Source organism: Pedobacter sp. AC212 (genome assembly GCF_979258625.1).
Genome location: NZ_OZ409870.1, coordinates 4,261,821 through 4,281,002 on the forward strand (window position 1 = coordinate 4,261,821; position 19,182 = coordinate 4,281,002).

Below are 19,182 nucleotides of genomic sequence, written 5' to 3' on the forward strand. Positions count from 1 at the left end.
GGGATTAGTATCTCGACCTTTTAACTACCTTCTATATTATTCGGTTTTTAAAACCCAAACCGATACGCTACCGGCGTTACAGTGAAACTCTGCCCAGCCATTTTCATCAATTACGACTTCCTGTTCTCGATATCCAAGTGCATCAACAAATGTTTTTCCAGCAAAATGCTGCCCTATTTCCATCGTTTTAAATCCCTCTTCACCTGTGCTTAATAAAACCGCAACCCCACTATTTTCGTGTTCCTCATCTCCAGCTCTTGTCCAACCTACACAGTTGTTGTGGTCAAAATAATCGCGTTGCTCCCCGTAAGCTAAATGAGCTCTAATTTTTGTCATAATGTCCAGGCCTGGTAAAATAGCGAGGTCGATATGTGTATCTTCTCCTTCCGGATTTTTATCATCGTAAATCCCACCGTATAAATCCGGGAAAAACAAACACGGAATTCCTTGCTCTCTTAGTAAAATGATGGAATACGCCAATGGTCTAAACCAGAATTCTACGTAGCTTTCCAAGGCTTGCAAAGGCTGAGAATCGTGATTATCAACAAACGTTACAGCAAGTTCAGGCGAGATGGAAATCAGTGTATTATCAAGAATAGTACGCATATCAAAGCCGTTTCCATCCTTACTGGCAAGGAAGAAATTATGATGCAGCAGGGAATCAAAAATCTGAGTTTTGCCTTCCATTAACCGCAGGTATTCTTCTTGCGATTCGGTATTTTCGACATTCCAATCTTCGGCAACAATAAAAAACTTCTTATTAAACTTTGCCTCCAGATGGTCAATCCATTCCTTAATAAAATCAGGATTAATGTGTTTAACCGCATCCAACCTAAATCCATCTATGTTGGTAGTTTCCACAAGCCACTCTCCCCAATATTTCAACTCCTCCACAACGGCACGATTGCGGTAATCAATATCATCGAACATCAGGTAATCGTAATTACCCAATTCAGTAGATGGAACTTCTTCAAAACCTTCGCCCAGATGATTTTGGATAGAGTAAATTGCAGTTTCTTTCAGATCTTCTGCCCAATCTACTCCGCTAAAACATTGATGGTCCCAAATGAACTGTGAGTATTTCCCTGCCCTATTTGGAAAAGTAAACTTGGTCCACGCTTCAATTTCAAAAATATCGCTGGTGAATTCATTTCTATTATCAGGATTAACGGTTCTCACAGGCACTTTTTCCAATTCATCGCCTCCGGCTTTATGATTGAAAACGATATCTGCAACGGCTGCAATTCCTTGATCTTGAAGGGCCTTAATGGCTTTCAAATATTCGTCTTTAGAACCATAACGTGTGTTTACACTTCCCTTTTGATCGAATTCTCCAAGATCGAAAAGGTCGTAAACATCATATCCAACTGAATAGCCACCTGTACTCGCTTTATAGGCTGGCGGTAACCAAACCCCAGTTACCCCGATTTGTTTCAAATGCGTAGCTTCTTGCGCTACTTTACTCCATAAATTTTGTTCTTCATTGTAATACCAATGAAAATATTGAATTAAGGTTTGATTCTGCATTAATTTAATTTTAAGATATGATAACATGAGTTTCTGGCAATTGTTTTTCCAGAAATGTAAGCTAAAAGTAAATCGGTAAGTATTTAAGGAGATGGTTTAAAGATAGTCGAATTTATAGTTAAAATATATCTAGCACAGTAAACAGGCGGGGCAATTTGAACTGCCTATTGTAACTAAACCTGATTTAACGGAAATCCTTTTAAAATTTAAAGCATATTCTTGGAATGAAGTACCAACAAATTTTAAAAGATTGTATTGAGAGCAGGACGAACGTTAAGCAGAGGAAGAAGCTTTGCTTTTCAAATGATTAATGGAATGCTGATTTAAGGCACATTTTATTTACTTTTGCGCTTGAATATGAGCTTAAAAAAGAAATTTGCCAGGGAGAGTTTTACCATTATGAATGAACTGGTATTACCCAACGATACCAACACACTCAACAATTTAATGGGTGGGCGTTTATTGCATTGGATGGATATTGCTGCAGCTATTTCTGCTCAAAAACACTGCAATCGTATTGTAGTGACTGCTTCTGTGGATAACGTTTCTTTTAAACACCCCATCAAATTAGGCGATGTAATTACCATTGAGGCTAAAGTTACCCGAGCTTTTAATACATCGGTAGAAGTGAGGCTGGATGTTTGGGCAGAAAATATTCCCAGTGGTGCACGCCAGAAAAGTAATGAAGCCTATTATACTTTTGTAGCGGTAGATCAAAGCGCCAGAACCATTCCGGTACCCGAACTTATTGCCGAAACTTCAGAAGAAATTGAGCTTTTTGAAGGTGCCCTAAGGCGAAGACAGTTGCGCCTCGTTTTAGGTGGTAAAATGAATCCGGACGATGCCAGCGAATTGAAAGCGCTATTTTTTAAAGCATAATTTTTACAAAAAACTTCTTGGTGCTTAACATGTTTGTTTTATTTTAGTAGCTTAACATTCGCTCAAAATATGACTACATATACCATACTGATAATTTTAAGCGGATTAGTTATCTTCTCCTATCTGTTTGATTTAGTGGCAAGTAAAACTAAAATACCATCGGTTTTACTATTGCTTTTGCTAGGCATTGGCCTTCGTTTTTTAGTAGAGAACTTAAAAGTTCAAACCTTCAATTTTCTATCCATTTTACCAACTTTAGGTACCGTTGGATTAATTTTAATTGTTTTTGAAGGTTCATTGGAGCTTAAATATGATCGAAATAAAAACAAGGTTATCAAGAGTGCATTTTTCTCTGCACTAACGGTGTTACTCGGCACTGCCACCATTATCACCGTAATTATTTACCAAATTTCGCATAAAGATTTATATACCTGCATTGCTAACGCCATACCTTTCAGTGTAATCAGTTCTGCCATCGCCATTCCCTCCGCAGCAGCGTTGGGTGGTAAGGATAAAGAATTTGTGGTGTACGAATCTTCGTTCTCTGATATTTTAGGGATTATCATTTTTAATTTTGCCATTACCAATCATTCCCTCACCACATCGGCATTTATTGGGCTAGGTTTAAGTACATTTTTGATTATTCTTTTATCGGCAATTGCTTGTGTTGTTTTATTGTACATCATGGGTAGATTGGTGCACCACATCAAGTTTTTCTTGATTATTTCCATTTTGATACTCGTGTATGCAATCGGTCAATCTTATCATTTATCGTCGCTGGTATTAATTTTAAGTACAGGATTATTTTTAAATAATGCCGATACCATTCAAAATGTGTGGTTCAGAAGTGTATTTTTATACAAAAATCTCTCTGCTGATTTATCTCAACTGTACCAGTTATCAGCAGAAAGTGCATTTATTTTAAGGACCTTTTTCTTTGTTATTTTCGGTTTTACCATGAACATAAACGAACTTAATAATTGGCCCATTATTGCCAACGGACTTATTATTTTAGCCTCAATTTATGTGATCAGACTTATTTTCCTGAAGATTTTTAAGAAAGATTCGATTGCCCCGATTTTATACATTGCCCCGCGGGGATTGATTAGTATATTGCTTTATTTCAATTTACCAGCTTCGCTGAAAATTGCTGAAGTAGGAACATCATTCTTGTTTTTGGTAGTATTGGGATCTAGTTTGGTAATGACTTTAGGAATAGCATTTAGCAATAAAAAAGTAGAGGAAAGCACTACGGCTTAAAGCCCGCCGACAATGCTTTAATTTTGTTAAGCTCGGCCAGGGTATTTAGATTCTGCTGATAATAAACCGAATAGTAATTAAGTGCTTCCAGTTGACTATAATCAAACCCTCTGCGGAATTTATAGTTAGCAATGCTTGGATTTATATTGTGCAAAGACCCGGCAATAATATTTGCAACGCCTTCCATCGCTGTTCCAAATATTGCCCCACCAACAGCTCCAGCAAGTTCTTCATCTGGTGTAGGCTCTTCTCTTCCCCATTTGTCTACCGGTTTTCCTTGCTGGTTGGTGTATTTGTATTCATTGGGATCTTTCTTTCCAACGTATTTAAAAACGTAACTCTGCAATTCGTAGCTTGCTTTCGTTACCCTTAATTTTATTGACTTTATTTCGGATGTTTTTATTTCATGATATTTTTCGTCAGAATAAAGCAGAACCGTTTGAGAATCTATTTTAAAGAACAAGCCTTTAATTTTGCTGTCATTCGTTTTTACAATGGCAATGTAGGGTTTAATTCCATCCGAAATTTGCGCTTTGCAAAACAACGTACTGATTGATAAAATAGCTACAAATAGTATTCTTGTTTTCATAATACGGTATTTAAAACTGAAATAATTATCATGGATTTGATAAAAATTTAACTGCCCATTTCTAAAATCTTATCAAATTCTTCCGCTTTTAGCGGCATTACAGAAAGACGCCCCTGGCGAACCAATGAGATATCAACCAAACTAGGTTCAGCTTTAATTTGCTCAAGAGACACAGGGTTTTTTAAGGTTTCAACCGGCGATAAATCTACCACAACCCAATTGGCATCATCAGTTGTCGGATCCTGATAGAATTCTTTCACCACCTTGGCAATTCCAACCACATTCTTACCTTCGTTGCTATGATAGAAAAGAACCAAATCGCCTTCTTTCATGGCTTTTAAATTATTTCTAGCCTGATAATTGCGCACACCATCCCAAAAAGTTCTTCCATCTTCGTTAAACTTTTGCCAGCTGTATTTGAAGGGTTCTGATTTTACTAACCAATGATTCATATAAAGATTTAAGATTCAAATCTACAATTAAGAGTTGATTTTATAAACCAGAATCCTCATAAAATAACAATGGCGATTCTGTTTTAGAAACGCCATTACGATAAATTCTATCTGAAAATCTTGAACTACGTTAACCTTCAAATGTTGGATTTTCTATTAATCCAATTACATTTCCAAAAGGATCAAAGATGCTGCCCACCCAAATTGGTCCACCTACGTTATTTGGCGCTTGATGAATTTCGACTTCCAATTCGGTAAAACGTTCAAAAGTTTTTTTAATATCATTAACACCCCAGTAAGTGATAGAATGGTTGCCATTACTGTAAGCTGAATCATCAGGATCTAAGCCTAACTCAAAACCTCCAATGTTATAGCCAACATAGTAAGGTTCATCAAAATAGGGTTCAATATCGAAAATCTTTTTGTACCATTTTTTGGCAGCAGTTAAGTCGCCAACATAATAAACTATCGTTCTTAATCCTTGTAGCATAGGGTTTAGGGTTTAGGGTTTAGGGTTTAGGGTTTAGGGCAACCTTTCGGTTTGAAAATTGTTTCTTGTAAACTGAAAACTCATCTAGTGTACTATCTTAAAAACCAATTCTTTAAGAAGTTCGCCATCGCTAACATTGCCCGAACTTTCTAAGCCTTTGCTTTTCAAATCGTATTCTCTGAGCAAGCTAATTACCTGAAAGACTTTTCCGGTGTGGTAATTTCTGGCGGCAACTTCATAATCTTTTATAAAAAAAGGAGGAACACCCAAAGCGGATGCCGCATCTGCCTTATTTGGTATATAATGATATTTCAAAAGCTTGGTAAAGTAACCACCCAAATTAGCTAACACCATAACGGTGGGATTTGCTTTTGGGTTACTGGCAAAATAATTAATGATTTTATTACATTTCAAAACATCACGAATAGCCAAAGCTTTCTGCAGTTCGAACACATTATACTCCTTACTAATGCCAATATTTTTCTGCACTAAATCCGTATTGATGGTTACATCTTTAGGTACATTCAGCATCAGCTTTTCAATCTCATTCGCAATTTTAGAAAGATCGGTTCCTAAATATTCGGCCATTAAAGCCGAGGCTTGCTGATCGATTTTATAACCTTTTTCTTTGATGAAATCTTCAATCCAGGGAACAAGTTTATAATCTCTAACAGGATCTGATTGAAAAATCAAACCACTTTTATTAATTGCTTTATAGATTTTTTTACGCTTATCGAAGTTCGCATACTTATAAGCAAGTACTAAAATGGTACTAGGCAAGGGTTTTTCGAAATAATTGAGCACAAATTCTGCCTCTTTACTCCCAGCATCTTCTTTTCCCCATTTTAAGTCCTGCGCTTCTTTTACAATTACCACCTGATAATCAGACATCATTGGATATCGCTTCGCGGCGCCTAAAACCGTCGCCATATCCGTATCCTTTCCATACAAAACTGTTTGATTAAACCCTTTTTCGGCATCATTCAACAGCTTGTCTTCAATATAATCGGTTACCTGATCGATATAATAAGATTCTTCCCCGTGTAAAAGATAAACAGGTTTGAATTTTCGGGCTTTAATATCTTTTATAATTTCGGCAGCAGTCATTGCCGTAAAATTACAATTTAGCTTTTATGATTTTGATAAATGTTTATAAACAATATTAACTTTGACCATTATTAATTACAGGGCATTAGTAGCCCTAAACTAACAACTTCCGATTCACGACTGCATGTTCAACCCTACTCCACTTAATCTTCCGCCGTATCCGTTTAAAATTATCAGGAAAGATGATGTAGTTTTTATTTTCGATGAATTAAGGAAGAAACATTTGGTATTAACTCCCGAAGAATGGGTGCGGCAACATTTTATCCAGGACTTAATCGCCAGCAAAAAATTCCCAAAAAGCCTGATTCAAATTGAAGGAGGACTGGTTCTGAATCAACTGCAAAAGCGAAGCGACATTCTGGTTTATAACACAGCCGGTGAAAAGTTAATGCTTATTGAGTGTAAAGCTCCGAAGGTTAAAATTACGCCTTCTGTGTTCGATCAGGCATCACGATACAATTCCATACACCAAGCCAAATGGATTGTTTTAACTAACGGTTTGCAGCATGTTTATGCCAAAATGGATTTGGATAAAGGAAGCTTTGCTTTTGCACAAGAGATGCCGGATTATTCTGATTTGTGATGTTAACTATTAGAAATGTCAGTCTGAGCCTGTCGAAGACCTTATTCATACAACATCCCTTGACGAGCTACAATTGACGCTTTTTTTCCTTCCTTTGCGATTCCGATTCTTCATCGGGAAAAGCTTCAGAGGAGTGCCTTTGGAACAATCTCATTTGATAGCACACTGCCTAGAATGAGATTGCTTCGTACCTCGCAATGACGACCGTTCTTAACGTTATTTATATTGCTTTTAGGAAATAGATTAACCCTCAGGATGACAAATATCCTTACAAACTATACTCCTTTTTCCAAACCTGTTTATTACCAGAATAGATGGCCTCATTACACATGGCCACGCAAATAGAAGCCTGCGTGCCCGTATTGATATTAGATACCGGCTGTGCACCACTTCTAATTGATTGATGAAACTCGTCAAGAGCATAGTTGGTTCCATCCATCGTGGGCTTATCCAAAATCGGGATTCCACCATCTTTGTTGATCACAATTTTGGTAGCACCGGTTACGCCGTCAACAATTCCCAATTCCTTTCTGGTTACTTCCTCCGGGTAAAAAACGCCTGTATTGGTGAGCAACGAAACGGAACCTTTTGTTCCTTTAATTTTAAATAGATAACCATCATGTGCATTGCCACAGGTGGCGCCAAAATTTCCAATCATTCCTTTTTCCTGATACCGCAAAGTTGCCTGGATGTTATCGTAAGTTTCTCTTCCATCTTTAAAAATATCTATCCCTCCCGAACCCATAATTTCATCTGGCTGCGTCTCAAAGGCCCAATTAATGAAATCGATTTGGTGAGATAAAAGTTCTGCAGCTAAACCACCGGAGTATTCTTTGTACATCCTCCAATTTATTTTTCGCTCCAAATCAGCACTCGGAACACTTCTTCGCCAGGTTCCGTTCCTATCCCAGCGGCAATCAATCTGCGAAACCTTGCCCAGGTAACCACTTTGAATCATATCCTTAACCTTGAAATAAAGCGGCGAATACCGGTATTGATAACCCACCTGAAAAATCTGTTTAGGATATTTTTGAACCAGCTTTTTTAACTCCAGTGCCTGGGCAATATTATAGGTCATTGTTTTTTCTACATACACATGTTTACCAGCCAGAACTGCGTCTTTTGCAATTTTAAAGTGTTCGCTTAAGGGTGTGGCAATAAAAACAGCATCTATATTTTTATCATCTAAAACCTGCTTGTAATCCTTTATAGGCCGTGCATCGGCAGGAACGTACTTTTCTGCCTCTTTGAGTCTAAAATCTAACACATCGCAATAAGCTACTGCCTTAAATTTTGCAGGCATTGATTTAATAACAGATAAAACCCCTTTGCCACGATCGCCACAACCAATCATTGCAATATTGATTACTCGATCTGTACTAAACGCGTACAAAGCATCGCCAACTAATAATCCCGAGGCTAAAGCTGCCGAACTTTTAACAAATGACCTGCGATGCATTTATAATTTCTTTATTTTAATAGTTCTGAAATCGACCTTATTTCCATGATCCTGAAGCAGAATATGCCCTTTTGGCGCTTCCCCAAAGTTTTTCCAATCTTTGTATTTACTTATCGCAACCAGCTTTTTAAACTCTTCGGATCCGCGAACATATTCCAAAACCTTAACCCCATTTAAATAATGTTCAACTTTGTTATTTGGATAAACTACTAAACGGCCATTGTTCCAGCTGCCAATTGGCCGAAGATAGCGGGCTTCTTTTTTAGACGTCATTAAATCGTATAAGGAGGCCAACGTTCGGTTTCCGTCTCTGCCTAATTTCGCATCGGGGTGCAATACATCATCTAAAACCTGATACTCCAAACCGATAGCCGAACCTGTATTTTTTTCACTCAGCGTAACGAAATACTTTACCCCACTATTTGCTCCAGGGGTAAGCTTAAATTCGAACGACATATCGAATGCGGCAAACTCCTCTTTGGTAACGATATCACCGCCATTTGTAGATTCTGCTCCGCCAGATGGCTCTACACTAATTACTCCATTTTCAATTTTCCAACCCTTTGCCGGGAAAGTTGTTTTGTACGCCCCAACCCACCCGGCGTTGCTTTTACCATCAAAAAGGAGTTTATATCCTTCTGATTTTTCATAACCAGACAAAGTATTTGGGGTTAAATTCACCGTATATATTCCTTTCGGAAAAGATTTCGACTTCAATCCTTCTGTTTGAATATTGATGTTTTTGAAATAAACCTTTTTCCCGTCGTTTTCCAGGTTATTTCCAATGCCATGAACCTGCAACCCAATGAAACCTGATTGATCCAGCGTGTCAATTACATAGGCAACGGGAGTTCCGTTTACCCAGGTTTTTAATTCGTTGCCAATGTTTTCTATTCTATAGTGATTAAACTCATTCTTTTTATAAAGCGGCTTAGCTGACGGATTTAATTCCAAGGGATAAAGCCATAATCGCCTGGCTTCATCATAAATCCCACCCGTCCACGATCTCTGCGTAGGGTCTATTTCCATTTGTCTGCCGTACACTAATCCTCTCCCGTTATTTCCCTCAGGCTTAATATGACTTCGGGTTTGCACTCCAGAGTTTGTATTTTCACCTTCCAGCTTAATATCGATTTCGAGCACATAATCGCCGTATTCCTTTTCGGTAATTAAAAATGAATTTGGTGTTCCTTTAGTCATGGTACCCACTATGGCTCCATCTTCCACTTTGTAAGGTGCTGTTCCGGCTACGGCTTTCCATCCGTTTAGTGTTTTACCATCAAAAAGCGGTTTAGCTTTTTGTGCAGCGGCAGATAAACTAATAATTGAAAGCGCAAGAATGCCGTATGTTTTAATGTTTAACATGGTTTTGAATTTGTCGTCATTGCGAGGTACGAAGCAATCTTAATGCTTTGGGCTTAGATAGCAAGTTTCTAAATCGCTTCATTTCTCACAATGATGATGTATTGAAATTAATATTTAAAAATTTTTCCGTTTGCAATCACTTCTTGTCTGTTTTCATCAAAATTTGCTTTCGCTCCTGTACGAACCGCAGCATTCGTCATGATGTTGGCAATGGAGTGCGAATAGCCAGCCTCTACCGGAGCATTTGGCGTTTTACGACTTCTAACGCACTCCATCCAGTTTCTCATATGACCGGAAGTAAGTGAATCGCCGCCCATATTTGCACCTGTAGCTGCCTTTATTTCGGTTTTACTCAAATCAAAATTTGGCAGCAGGTTGGCTTTCATGCCCATCGCGGCAGCTTCCTTTTCTTTTAATCCACCTTTTGGAGATACTTTATTGGTAATCAAATTTAATTCACCGCCATTGGAGTAATAAACTTCTCCAACATCGCCAACGCTGTTTTGCATTCTGGAAGTGAAAGTAACCTGAAATCCATCTTCTGTATTGGGCTGACCATAATCGAAAACTGCAACCATCGAATCCCAGTTCCTGCGGCCATCTTTCCAGGTGTAAATTCCACCGTTAGCCACCACACTTCTCGGATGTTTTAAATTAGTAAACCAATGGACCGTGTCGATCTGGTGAGACATCCACTGCCCTGGCATTCCTGATGAATAAGGCCAGAATAAACGATACTCTAAATACTTGCGTGGATCGAAGGCTTCATTTGGCCGGGTTAACAGAAACCTTTTCCAATCTATATCTGCCTCTTTTAGCTTCGCCACTAATTCAGGCCTACGCCACCGTCCGGGTTGATTTACGTTCCAAACCAAGTCTACAGCGGTAATCGGACCGAATTTTCCCTCCTGAATAAACCTGGCAGCGTTTGCATAATTTTCACCGCTTCGTCTTTGAGAACCAATCTGAACAATTCTATCGGTAGCTTTGACAGCTTTAAGTGCTGCTTTTGCATCATCCATCGTCTCGGCGAAAGGTTTTTCTACATAAGCATCGCAATTGGCTTTGACCGCTTCAATGGTATGCAGCGCATGCTGAAAATCGGCTGTACTGATAATCACAGCGTCCAAATCCTTCATGGCATACAGCTCGTCGTTATTTTTACAAGCTTTAATATCATGTCCGAACTTTTCTTTGAGATGGGCAATACCTAAATCCCGGCGGTAGTTCCATAAATCGGAAAGACCAACAATATCGAAATTCAATTCTTTGTTGTGATTTAGAAAACAAGGCAGCAAAGTATCTTTAAATCGATCTGAAAACCCAACCACACCAACTCTAACTCTATCGTTGGCACCGATTATTCGTCCGTAGCTTTTGGCACTCATACCCATTGTGCCAGCGTAGGTTGCAGCAGCAAAAATGGCAGATTGTTTAATAAATTTTCTTCTGGAGTTTTCCATGGAATGATTGAGTAATTAGTTATTATAAACGTTTTCGATTTGTTTGCTTAAGTATTTGAGGCAGAATTTGATTTGCTCTTCCGAATAGTTGCTTCCTGCCTCCACGAAAATTGGCCCTTTATAGTCAGCCGCCTTTAGTGCCGCAAGGTATGGCGTAAAATCATCACCCTTAATTCCGGGCAATGTCCGCTCTTCATCCTCCGCAATTTCGCAGTGAATAAGTAAATCTTTTGCATCAATAATATTTTGAGGAGGCTCGTGCTCGCGTCGCATGTGGAAAATATCTGCGTTAAGCCTGAAGTTGGGATGGTTAACTGACCTGACAATTTCAGCTGCCGATTTCACCGTATTGATAAAATTGGTTTCTTTACTTTGAAGATTCTCTAGCGCTATTTTAACATTGTATTTGGCCGCAATTGGTGCTATCTTTTTACAAAGTGATACAAATGCACCTGTCGCTTTTTTAACATCGTAACCATCAGGTAATCTACGTGCTCCCCCACTTCCTAAAACAATCACACTAACTCCAGCTTTTTGGGCACGGCTGAATAGACTATCCACATAGCCAAGTACAACTGGCTCATTAACATCCGGACCGGCGATTTTCATATTGCCCGGAAACATCACATTGCACATATATAATTTCGATCGCAGTTTACTGATCGCCTGAAGATTACTATTGAATTTCTCTTCCGATAGCGAAGGCGAAATCATTTTGCCAACAGATTCTCCAATCAACTTAAATCCAGCGGCATGAATTAAACTATCTTTTTCTATCATGGCAACGATACCAAGTGGAACCAAAGATTTACTGGCCGATTGAAAACCAAACACAAAAGGGGAAAGAAGAAGTATAAGGATGATCGTTCTTAGTTTCATGTTCAATTTTGATTGAAAGATAGCTTCTACATCTTTTTTGAGACGTAAGATGCTTTGCTATTCCATTTGGTTAGTGGTTTTTAAGCCATATATATGCACAAAATAAGACTTTTAGTGGAAAAATATTAAAACGGTTTAGTAACATTTTAGAAACGAGGGAAGAAAGTTGGTGTGCTGCCCCGAATCTTCGCGAGCAACAAATTATTCAAAACCTCACCCTATTAAAGGAAGAGATTATTGTAGATGTAGTGCATCCCTCTCCTTGAAGAGAGGGAAATGAAAGTTGGCAGTTTGAACCTATGTTGAAAAGGCACAATCCGCAAATCCCTCTCTTCAAGGAGAGGGAGAGCAAAACAATTGCCGAACCACAACCATTAATAGGGTGAGGTTATTAAGCTCTAGAGGTCTCTTAGAAATTCATTTTATTCATAAACCTCATCCTATGAAAGGAAGAAGTTATTGTAGACGTAGTGCTTCCTTCTCCTTGAAGAGAGGGAAACGAAAGTTTGCAGTTTGAACCTATATTGAAGAGGCACCATCCGCAAATCCCTCTCTTCAAGGAGAGGGAGAGCAAAACAGTTGCCGAACCACAACCATTAACAGGGTGAGGTTATTGAGCTTCGAAGTTCTCTAAAAATTATTTTCTTAAAAACCTCACCCTATGAAGGAAGAAGTTATTGTAGACGTAGTGCATCACTCTCCTTGAAGAGAGGGAAACGAAAGTTCGCAGTTTCAACCTATGTTGAAAAGGCACAATCCGCAAATCCCTCTCTTCAAGGAGAGGGAGAGCAGAACAATTGCCAAAGCACAAACATTGATAGGGTAAGGTTATTAAGGCTTAAAAGTTCTCTAAAAAATTATTTTCTTAAAAACCTCACCCTATGAAAGGAAGAAGTTATTGTATATGCAGTGCATCCCTCTCCTTGAAGAGAGGGAAACGAAAGTTCGCAGTTTGAACCTATGTTGAAAAGGCACAATCCGCAAATCCCTCTCTTCAAGGAGAGGGAGAGCAAAACAATTGCCAAACCACAACCATTAATAGGGTGAGGTAGTTATAAAACGCTAGCCAAGCATTGACAGGCTTTCCTCAATAATCTTGATCTTTGCTTCTGCATCTGCCTTTTTATTGCGCTCGTTTGCAATAATTTCTGGTTTGGCATTTTGAACGAAACGTTCGTTGCTCAGTTTGGCATCAACCGATTTTAAGAAACCCTGTAAATAAACCAAATCAGCATTTAAACGGGTGCGTTCTGCATCAACATCAATGTTTTCTGTTAAGGGAATAAAAAATTCATCTTTACCAGCCATAAAAGCTGTTGCACCTGCAATCTTATCATCCACCATTTCAGCTTCAGAAACGTTTGCTAATTTGAATATCACATTCAACCATTTCTTATAGTCAATCTCAGAATTCACTTTTAAACTTAAAGGCAAAGCTTCTTTCGGAGAAATCTGTTTTTGATTACGAACATTTCTAATTTCGGCAATTACAGTTTTAATCACCTCCGCGTCTTTCAATAAACTTTCGTCTATTGAGCCACCTTTCGGATATTCGGCAACGATACAGCAATCCATCTCTCCCCGTTCAGCAAATAAATCATCATGCCATAATTCTTCCGTTAAGAAAGGCATATTAGGGTGCAATAACTTAATGATATTCTCAAAAAACGAGATGGTTGCTTGATAACTTTCAGCATCAATTGGCTGTTGATAGGCAGGTTTAACCATTTCTAAATACCAGGCACAGAAATCATCCCAAACCAGCTTGTAAGTGATCATTAATGCTTCTGATAAACGGTATTGTTTAAAGTTCGCCTCAATTTCTACAAGCGCTTCGTTGAAACGATTTTCGAACCATGAAATGGCCTGTGAATTTGGACTCTCTAAGCTTTCATCAACTTCCCAACCTTTAACTAAACGGAAAGCATTCCATATTTTCGATACGAAATTTCGTCCCTGTTCGCAGTAACTTTCATCGAACATTAAATCATTTCCTGCTGGAGAAGACATTAACATGCCCACACGCACCGCATCGGCTCCATACTTTTCAATTAATCCTATCGGGTCTGGCGAGTTACCTAAAGATTTAGACATCTTACGACCTAACTTATCACGCACAATCCCCGTTAGATAAACGTTCGTAAATGGTTTCTTACCCATAAACTCATGTCCGGCCATGATCATCCGTGCCACCCAGAAGAATAAAATTTCAGGTGCCGTAACCAAATCATTGGTTGGATAATAGTAATTGATATCTTTATTATCAGGATTTTTAAATCCATCGAAAACCGAAATTGGCCACAACCAAGAAGAGAACCAGGTATCCATTACGTCCTCATCTTGCCTTAAAAATGGCTCAAGCTGATCCTTAAATCCAGCTTTTTCAGTTTCTGAATAATTTTCGTCTAAATGTTTTTTCTTCCAGAATTCTTCTAAAGCTTCGTCTTTCGTTTTAGCAACTACCCAGTTTCCTTTATCATCATACCAGGCCGGAATACGTTGCCCCCACCAAAGCTGACGGGAAATATTCCAATCACGAACGTTCTCCATCCAGTGGCGATAAGTATTTTCGAATTTATTCGGAATCAGGTTTACCTCACCGTTTAAAACGTCTTCCAAAGCCGGCTGAGCCATTTCTTTCATCTTTACAAACCACTGCATAGAAAGTTTTGGTTCAATCGCAGCATCTGTACGCTCAGAAAAACCAACCTGCGATTTATAGTCTTCAACTTTATCCAGGTGACCCGCCTCTTCCAGCATTTTGGCAATTTTTTTACGGGCAACAAACCTGTCCTCACCCACTAAAATAACTGCCAGTTCATTCAAGGTTCCATCATCATTCAAGATATCGGTTACGGGCAAGTTGTGTTTCACACCTAGCTCATAATCGTTCAAATCATGTGCTGGTGTAACCTTTAAACAACCTGTACCAAACTCAATATCAACATATTCATCTTCGATAACCGGAATTTCATGGTTCACTAGTGGCACAAAAACCTTTTTACCTTTTAGGTGAGTAAACCGTTCGTCATTCGGGTTGATACAAATTGCGGCATCAGCCATTATCGTTTCCGGACGCGTAGTTGCAACAACAAGATATTCAGAAGTCTCGTCTCCGGATTCAGCAGTCTGTTCACCAACGATAGTATAGCGAATATAATATAGTTTTTGGTTTACTTCCTTACGGATTACTTCCTCATCAGAAACAGCCGTTTTACCCGCTGGATCCCAATTTACCATCCGGATACCGCGATAAATCCAGCCCTTTTTATACAAGTGAATAAAGGAATCGATCACGGCTTCAGAAAGGTCCTCTTCCATCGTGAAACGCGTACGGTCCCAATCGCAGCTTGCGCCTAATTTCTTTAATTGTTCTAAAATAATCCCGCCGTATTTCTCTTTCCACTCCCAAGCGTATTTCATAAATTCCTCACGGGATAGGTCTTTTTTATTGATGCCCTGCTCCTTTAACATCGCTACAACCTTTGCTTCGGTTGCGATAGATGCATGGTCAGTTCCCGGAACCCAGCAAGCATTTTTGCCTTGCATACGGGCTTTACGAATCAACACATCTTGAATGGTATTATTTAACATGTGCCCCATATGCAGCACCCCGGTAACATTTGGCGGTGGAATTACAATAGTGTAAGGTTCACGCTCATCAGGCTCGGAATGAAAAAACTTTTTCGATAGCCAATAGCTATACCATTTATCTTCTGTTTCTGCAGGATTGTACTTCGTGGAAATGCTCATGAAAAATTATTCAGTATCAAGTTGAGTGGCAAAAATACGTTTTTAGGGGCAAAACTTAAAGTAGAATTCATTTGAAAAGCCAGGTCTGCATTTCATTACAAAGTCAGTCCTGCTTTTCGTTGCAATCTTTTTGCGAAAGTCAGTCTAAGCTTGTTTAAGGCCTGCATCAAAAAGTATTTACACTACAATCCGGTTTAGAAAATTCTGTCTGCTACACTTTTGATCGTTCGGCCAATGCAAATACCACATTTTGGCTGAAGCCAACCAACGAAATTTAAAAGATCAGGCAGCTAAAGCAGCCTACAATGAAATGCGAATAAATTATCGGGTTTTCATTTCATTGCCGTTGGTTTCAACCAACGGAAAAAATTAGAAATCTTCTTGTAACTCTCTAAGTTCATTGCCGTTGGTTTCAACCAACGGAAAATTAAAACCCTAATCCAAATCTGCAAAAACATCATCCAAAAGAAGCTCGAAGCCAGGCAAAACAGAGGAAGTAATTTTTTCGCTCAGGGTAAATATTTTTGAAGGCTGAAATTTACCAATATCGTTAAGAGTATAAATAAGAATGCTTTGATCACTTTGGCTAACCACCCAATATTCTTTCACACCAAACTCTTCATAAACCTGATATTTATTTAGCAATTCCTTTTTGTTATTCCCCGGAGATAGAATTTCAACAACAATATCAGGAGCGCCAATGCAACCGCGATAATCCAATTTACTTTTATCGCAAATTACACAAATATCAGGCTGGAGCACGGTAAAAACATCCTTATCAGCTTTACTTTCCTTCGGGAAGCGAACGTCAAAAGGAGCAGCATAAACTTTGCAAGGCTGGCCTTCCAAAAAGTTCCCAATTTTTATGAAAATGTTTCTAGATATTTCCTGATGTATGCGTGAAGCCGCAGGACTCATCTTAAAGATTTTTCCTTTAATCAGCTCTACTCTCTCTTCAAAAAGCCAGCTTAAGTAATTTGCATAGCTATAAGTTAACGATGCATCAATATCATTGAATTGACGAACAGGTTCATCGTGTATTTCAGGATATGGAATTGGCTCAGACATAACCAAATATACTCAATTCTGTAGTAAATTAAAACCGCATCTTTTGAATCCTGACGGCGTTCAAGATAGCCAATAATGCTACTCCAACATCTGCAAAAACTGCTTCCCACATCGTTGCCACGCCACCTGCACCCAAAATTAAGACCAATGCCTTTACTGCGAAGGCCAAAACTATATTTTGAATGACTACTTTCCTAGTTGCTTTACCAATTTTGATTGCAGTTGCAATTTTCGACGGCTGATCAGTCTGAATTACCACATCTGCTGTTTCTATCGCCGCATCGCTACCCATAGCACCCATCGCCATACCAATATCACTGATCGCTAAAACAGGCGTATCATTTATGCCATCGCCGACAAAAGCTACAACTTTAGTTTTATCTTTTTTAATTTCTTCGAGTTTAGCAACCTTATCTTCCGGCAGTAAATCGCCGAAATAAGAATCAATACCTAAAACACCAGCCACCTTTTTTACAATCGATGTTTTGTCTCCACTTAACATGACAACCTGTTTTACGCCATTTTCATGCAATTGTTTAATGGCCAATACTGCATCCTCTTTAATTTCATCGGCAATTAAAACGTAGCCCGCATATTTTCCATCTACGGCCATTACCACAATACTTTCTTCTATATTATTTATTTTTGTGTCGAAACCAATTTTAAATTTCTCCAGAAGTTTAACGTTTCCGGCCAGAACTTCTTTGCCGTCAACAACCCCTTTTAAACCCATTCCAGCAATTTCTTCGATATTTTCGGCAGAATGAATATCTTTTTTCGCGGCATATTCTACAATGGCTTTTGCAATAGGGTGTGTAGATTTCCCTTCAACAGCAGCTAATAATGTTATAAATTCCTCTTTATCAATTAAACTCTCTATCTGCTGAACGTTGAACACACCTTTGGTAAGTGTTCCGGTTTTGTCCATTACAACTGTGTTTAGTTTGGCAATCAGATCTAAAAAGTTGGAGCCTTTAAACAAAATTCCATGAGCAGAGGCGGCACCAATTCCACCGAAATAACCAAGGGGGATAGAAATAACCAAAGCACAAGGACAAGAAATAACCAGGAACACGAGTGAGCGGTATAGCCAGGTTTGAAAATGATAATCTCTACCCAAAATTAAAATCGGGATAGTAACCAGAGCCAAAGCTAAAAAGAATACGATTGGCGTATATATTTTAGCAAATTTACGGATAAACAATTCTGTTTTTGCCTTACGGGTTGTGGCATTTTGTACCATCTCTAAAATCCGCGAAAGCGCACTATCTGCAAAAGCTTTGGTTACTTTAATTTCAATAACTCTATCCAAATTCAGCATTCCCGCTAATACCTTTTCACCTTTATTAATGGTTTTTGGCTTACTTTCACCTGTTAAAGCAGCGGTATTGAAACTGCTTTTTTCTGATAACATTTCGCCATCTAAAGCGATTTTTTCACCGGCTTTAACTTGAATAGTCTCCCCAATGGCTACTGTTTCCGGATTTACGGTTTCGTATTTCCCGTTCCGCAACACGCTGGCTACATCAGCCCGAACATCGAGCAAGGCAGAAATATTTCTCTTCGCCCGGTTTACCGCAGCCATTTGAAAAAGCTCGCCGATGGTGTAAAATAACATGACCGTAACGCCCTCAGGGTATTCGCCAATAGCGAAAGCGCCAATGGTTGCGATAGACATTAAAGAAAATTCGGTAAAAAAATCTTTGGCTTTAAAAGTTTCCCAAACCTCTTTTAAAACCGGAATGCCTACAGGTAAGTAAGCTACAATATACCAATACGGACGAATGATTTTAAATGCATCGATCTTTAAAAAATTATCGAACACAATACCAATAAGTAACATGAATAACGTTACTGTTGCGGGCAAATATGCTTTAAAAGATGACGGATCGCCGCCGTGATCATGATCGTGCTCATCACCCTCTGCGTGCTTATGCTGGTGCTGATCTTGGTGTGCTTTGCTACTGCAACACTTATCTTCTTTATCGTGTGGATGACTCATTTATTTCTTTTTCTTTGTGAAAAGCAACATCAGTTCCTCTTCGGTTTCTGTGTTCCCGCTACCGTTTCAAATCCTCACCCGATGAAAAATCGGGTTCCGGGTTTTCCACTTTATCGGGTTTAGGTAGCTAAAATAGATGCACAATTTAAAGTTAGCTAAACCCGACGAGAGCGATACCCTTTTTTGTTGCATTACTTCAATGCTTCTTACGGCAATCACAAAAAAGGTAAAGCGTACGGCGGGACTGTATGGTTGGATAAGAGACTAAACGCCCATTTCCGAATCTTGTTTAAATAATAGGTAATC

At 38.8% G+C, this 19,182-nt stretch carries 15 protein-coding genes; 3 read left to right on the forward strand and 12 right to left on the reverse strand.

Annotated features, from left to right (window positions below; translation table 11 throughout):
• Nucleotides 1-36: 36 nt before the first annotated feature.
• The gene (locus tag ACZZZC_RS18190; protein WP_463487832.1) at nucleotides 37-1,527 is read right to left on the reverse strand and encodes an alpha-amylase; all 1,491 of its coding nucleotides are present in this window, start codon (nucleotides 1,525-1,527) and stop codon (nucleotides 37-39) included.
• Between the two features lie 357 nt (nucleotides 1,528-1,884).
• Between ACZZZC_RS18190 and ACZZZC_RS18195 the strand changes: the two genes are divergently transcribed.
• Entirely contained in the window at nucleotides 1,885-2,406 is a 522-nt protein-coding gene (locus ACZZZC_RS18195) for an acyl-CoA thioesterase (protein ID WP_463487833.1), read from the forward strand.
• A gap of 69 nt (nucleotides 2,407-2,475) precedes the next feature.
• Complete coding sequence (locus tag ACZZZC_RS18200; RefSeq protein WP_463487834.1) at nucleotides 2,476-3,666, forward strand: cation:proton antiporter domain-containing protein; 1,191 nt, start codon at nucleotides 2,476-2,478, stop codon at nucleotides 3,664-3,666.
• Here ACZZZC_RS18200 and ACZZZC_RS18205 read toward each other — a convergent pair.
• From ACZZZC_RS18205 to holA, 4 genes are all read right to left on the reverse strand, one after another.
• Nucleotides 3,656-4,255: a hypothetical protein gene (locus ACZZZC_RS18205; protein WP_463487835.1), complete on the reverse strand. Its 600-nt coding sequence runs from the start codon at nucleotides 4,253-4,255 to the stop codon at nucleotides 3,656-3,658. The two genes, ACZZZC_RS18200 and ACZZZC_RS18205, sit on opposite strands and share 11 nt — an antisense overlap.
• 47 nt (nucleotides 4,256-4,302) lie before the next feature.
• Nucleotides 4,303-4,707 carry an EVE domain-containing protein gene (locus tag ACZZZC_RS18210; RefSeq protein ID WP_265797946.1) on the reverse strand — a complete coding sequence of 135 codons (405 nt, stop codon included), beginning with the start codon at nucleotides 4,705-4,707 and terminating at the stop codon, nucleotides 4,303-4,305.
• Between the two features lie 130 nt (nucleotides 4,708-4,837).
• Complete coding sequence (locus ACZZZC_RS18215; RefSeq protein WP_463487836.1) at nucleotides 4,838-5,197, reverse strand: VOC family protein; 360 nt, start codon at nucleotides 5,195-5,197, stop codon at nucleotides 4,838-4,840.
• An 84-nt stretch (nucleotides 5,198-5,281) separates the two neighbouring features.
• A complete protein-coding gene (holA, locus tag ACZZZC_RS18220) occupies nucleotides 5,282-6,304 on the reverse strand; it encodes a DNA polymerase III subunit delta (RefSeq protein ID WP_463487837.1) in 1,023 nt (340 codons plus the stop codon).
• A 124-nt stretch (nucleotides 6,305-6,428) separates the two neighbouring features.
• On the opposite strand from holA, the gene ACZZZC_RS18225 reads away from it, so the two are divergent.
• Nucleotides 6,429-6,887, forward strand: coding sequence for a type I restriction enzyme HsdR N-terminal domain-containing protein (locus ACZZZC_RS18225; RefSeq protein WP_463487838.1), 459 nt, complete (start codon nucleotides 6,429-6,431; stop codon nucleotides 6,885-6,887).
• Nucleotides 6,888-7,155: 268 nt separating this feature from the next.
• On the opposite strand, the gene ACZZZC_RS18230 is transcribed toward ACZZZC_RS18225, so the two are convergent.
• From ACZZZC_RS18230 to ACZZZC_RS18260, 7 genes are all read right to left on the reverse strand, one after another.
• Nucleotides 7,156-8,346 (reverse strand): Gfo/Idh/MocA family protein, encoded by a 1,191-nt coding sequence (locus ACZZZC_RS18230; protein WP_463487839.1) that lies wholly within the window; start codon nucleotides 8,344-8,346, stop codon nucleotides 7,156-7,158.
• A complete protein-coding gene (locus tag ACZZZC_RS18235) occupies nucleotides 8,347-9,711 on the reverse strand; it encodes a 3-keto-disaccharide hydrolase (RefSeq protein WP_463487840.1) in 1,365 nt (454 codons plus the stop codon).
• Nucleotides 9,712-9,818: 107 nt separating this feature from the next.
• Nucleotides 9,819-11,174: a Gfo/Idh/MocA family protein gene (locus ACZZZC_RS18240; RefSeq protein WP_463487841.1), complete on the reverse strand. Its 1,356-nt coding sequence runs from the start codon at nucleotides 11,172-11,174 to the stop codon at nucleotides 9,819-9,821.
• Nucleotides 11,175-11,189: 15 nt separating this feature from the next.
• Nucleotides 11,190-12,053, reverse strand: coding sequence for a sugar phosphate isomerase/epimerase family protein (locus ACZZZC_RS18245; protein ID WP_463487842.1), 864 nt, complete (start codon nucleotides 12,051-12,053; stop codon nucleotides 11,190-11,192).
• A 1,062-nt stretch (nucleotides 12,054-13,115) separates the two neighbouring features.
• Nucleotides 13,116-15,806, reverse strand: a complete 2,691-nt coding sequence (locus ACZZZC_RS18250) for a valine--tRNA ligase (protein WP_463487843.1) — start codon at nucleotides 15,804-15,806, stop codon at nucleotides 13,116-13,118.
• A gap of 435 nt (nucleotides 15,807-16,241) precedes the next feature.
• Nucleotides 16,242-16,874 carry a Uma2 family endonuclease gene (locus tag ACZZZC_RS18255; RefSeq protein WP_463483486.1) on the reverse strand — a complete coding sequence of 211 codons (633 nt, stop codon included), beginning with the start codon at nucleotides 16,872-16,874 and terminating at the stop codon, nucleotides 16,242-16,244.
• Between the two features lie 28 nt (nucleotides 16,875-16,902).
• A complete protein-coding gene (locus ACZZZC_RS18260) occupies nucleotides 16,903-18,876 on the reverse strand; it encodes a heavy metal translocating P-type ATPase (protein ID WP_463483487.1) in 1,974 nt (657 codons plus the stop codon).
• Nucleotides 18,877-19,182: the final 306 nt, after the last annotated feature.

Excerpts from the sequence above, each read along its gene's own strand:
- ACZZZC_RS18200 (WP_463487834.1), top strand. The coding sequence starts at position 2,476 with ATGACTACATATACCATACTGATAATTTTAAGCGGATTAGTTATCTTC.
- ACZZZC_RS18215 (WP_463487836.1), bottom strand. The coding sequence starts at position 5,197 with ATGCTACAAGGATTAAGAACGATAGTTTATTATGTTGGCGACTTAACT.
- ACZZZC_RS18240 (WP_463487841.1), bottom strand. The coding sequence starts at position 11,174 with ATGGAAAACTCCAGAAGAAAATTTATTAAACAATCTGCCATTTTTGCT.
- ACZZZC_RS18250 (WP_463487843.1), bottom strand. The coding sequence starts at position 15,806 with ATGAGCATTTCCACGAAGTACAATCCTGCAGAAACAGAAGATAAATGG.
- ACZZZC_RS18190 (WP_463487832.1), bottom strand. The coding sequence starts at position 1,527 with ATGCAGAATCAAACCTTAATTCAATATTTTCATTGGTATTACAATGAA.
- ACZZZC_RS18210 (WP_265797946.1), bottom strand. The coding sequence starts at position 4,707 with ATGAATCATTGGTTAGTAAAATCAGAACCCTTCAAATACAGCTGGCAA.
- ACZZZC_RS18195 (WP_463487833.1), top strand. The coding sequence starts at position 1,885 with ATGAGCTTAAAAAAGAAATTTGCCAGGGAGAGTTTTACCATTATGAAT.
- ACZZZC_RS18260 (WP_463483487.1), bottom strand. The coding sequence starts at position 18,876 with ATGAGTCATCCACACGATAAAGAAGATAAGTGTTGCAGTAGCAAAGCA.
- ACZZZC_RS18255 (WP_463483486.1), bottom strand. The coding sequence starts at position 16,874 with ATGTCTGAGCCAATTCCATATCCTGAAATACACGATGAACCTGTTCGT.
- ACZZZC_RS18230 (WP_463487839.1), bottom strand. The coding sequence starts at position 8,346 with ATGCATCGCAGGTCATTTGTTAAAAGTTCGGCAGCTTTAGCCTCGGGA.
- ACZZZC_RS18205 (WP_463487835.1), bottom strand. The coding sequence starts at position 4,255 with ATGAAAACAAGAATACTATTTGTAGCTATTTTATCAATCAGTACGTTG.
- ACZZZC_RS18235 (WP_463487840.1), bottom strand. The coding sequence starts at position 9,711 with ATGTTAAACATTAAAACATACGGCATTCTTGCGCTTTCAATTATTAGT.
- ACZZZC_RS18225 (WP_463487838.1), top strand. The coding sequence starts at position 6,429 with ATGTTCAACCCTACTCCACTTAATCTTCCGCCGTATCCGTTTAAAATT.
- holA (WP_463487837.1), bottom strand. The coding sequence starts at position 6,304 with ATGACTGCTGCCGAAATTATAAAAGATATTAAAGCCCGAAAATTCAAA.
- ACZZZC_RS18245 (WP_463487842.1), bottom strand. The coding sequence starts at position 12,053 with ATGAAACTAAGAACGATCATCCTTATACTTCTTCTTTCCCCTTTTGTG.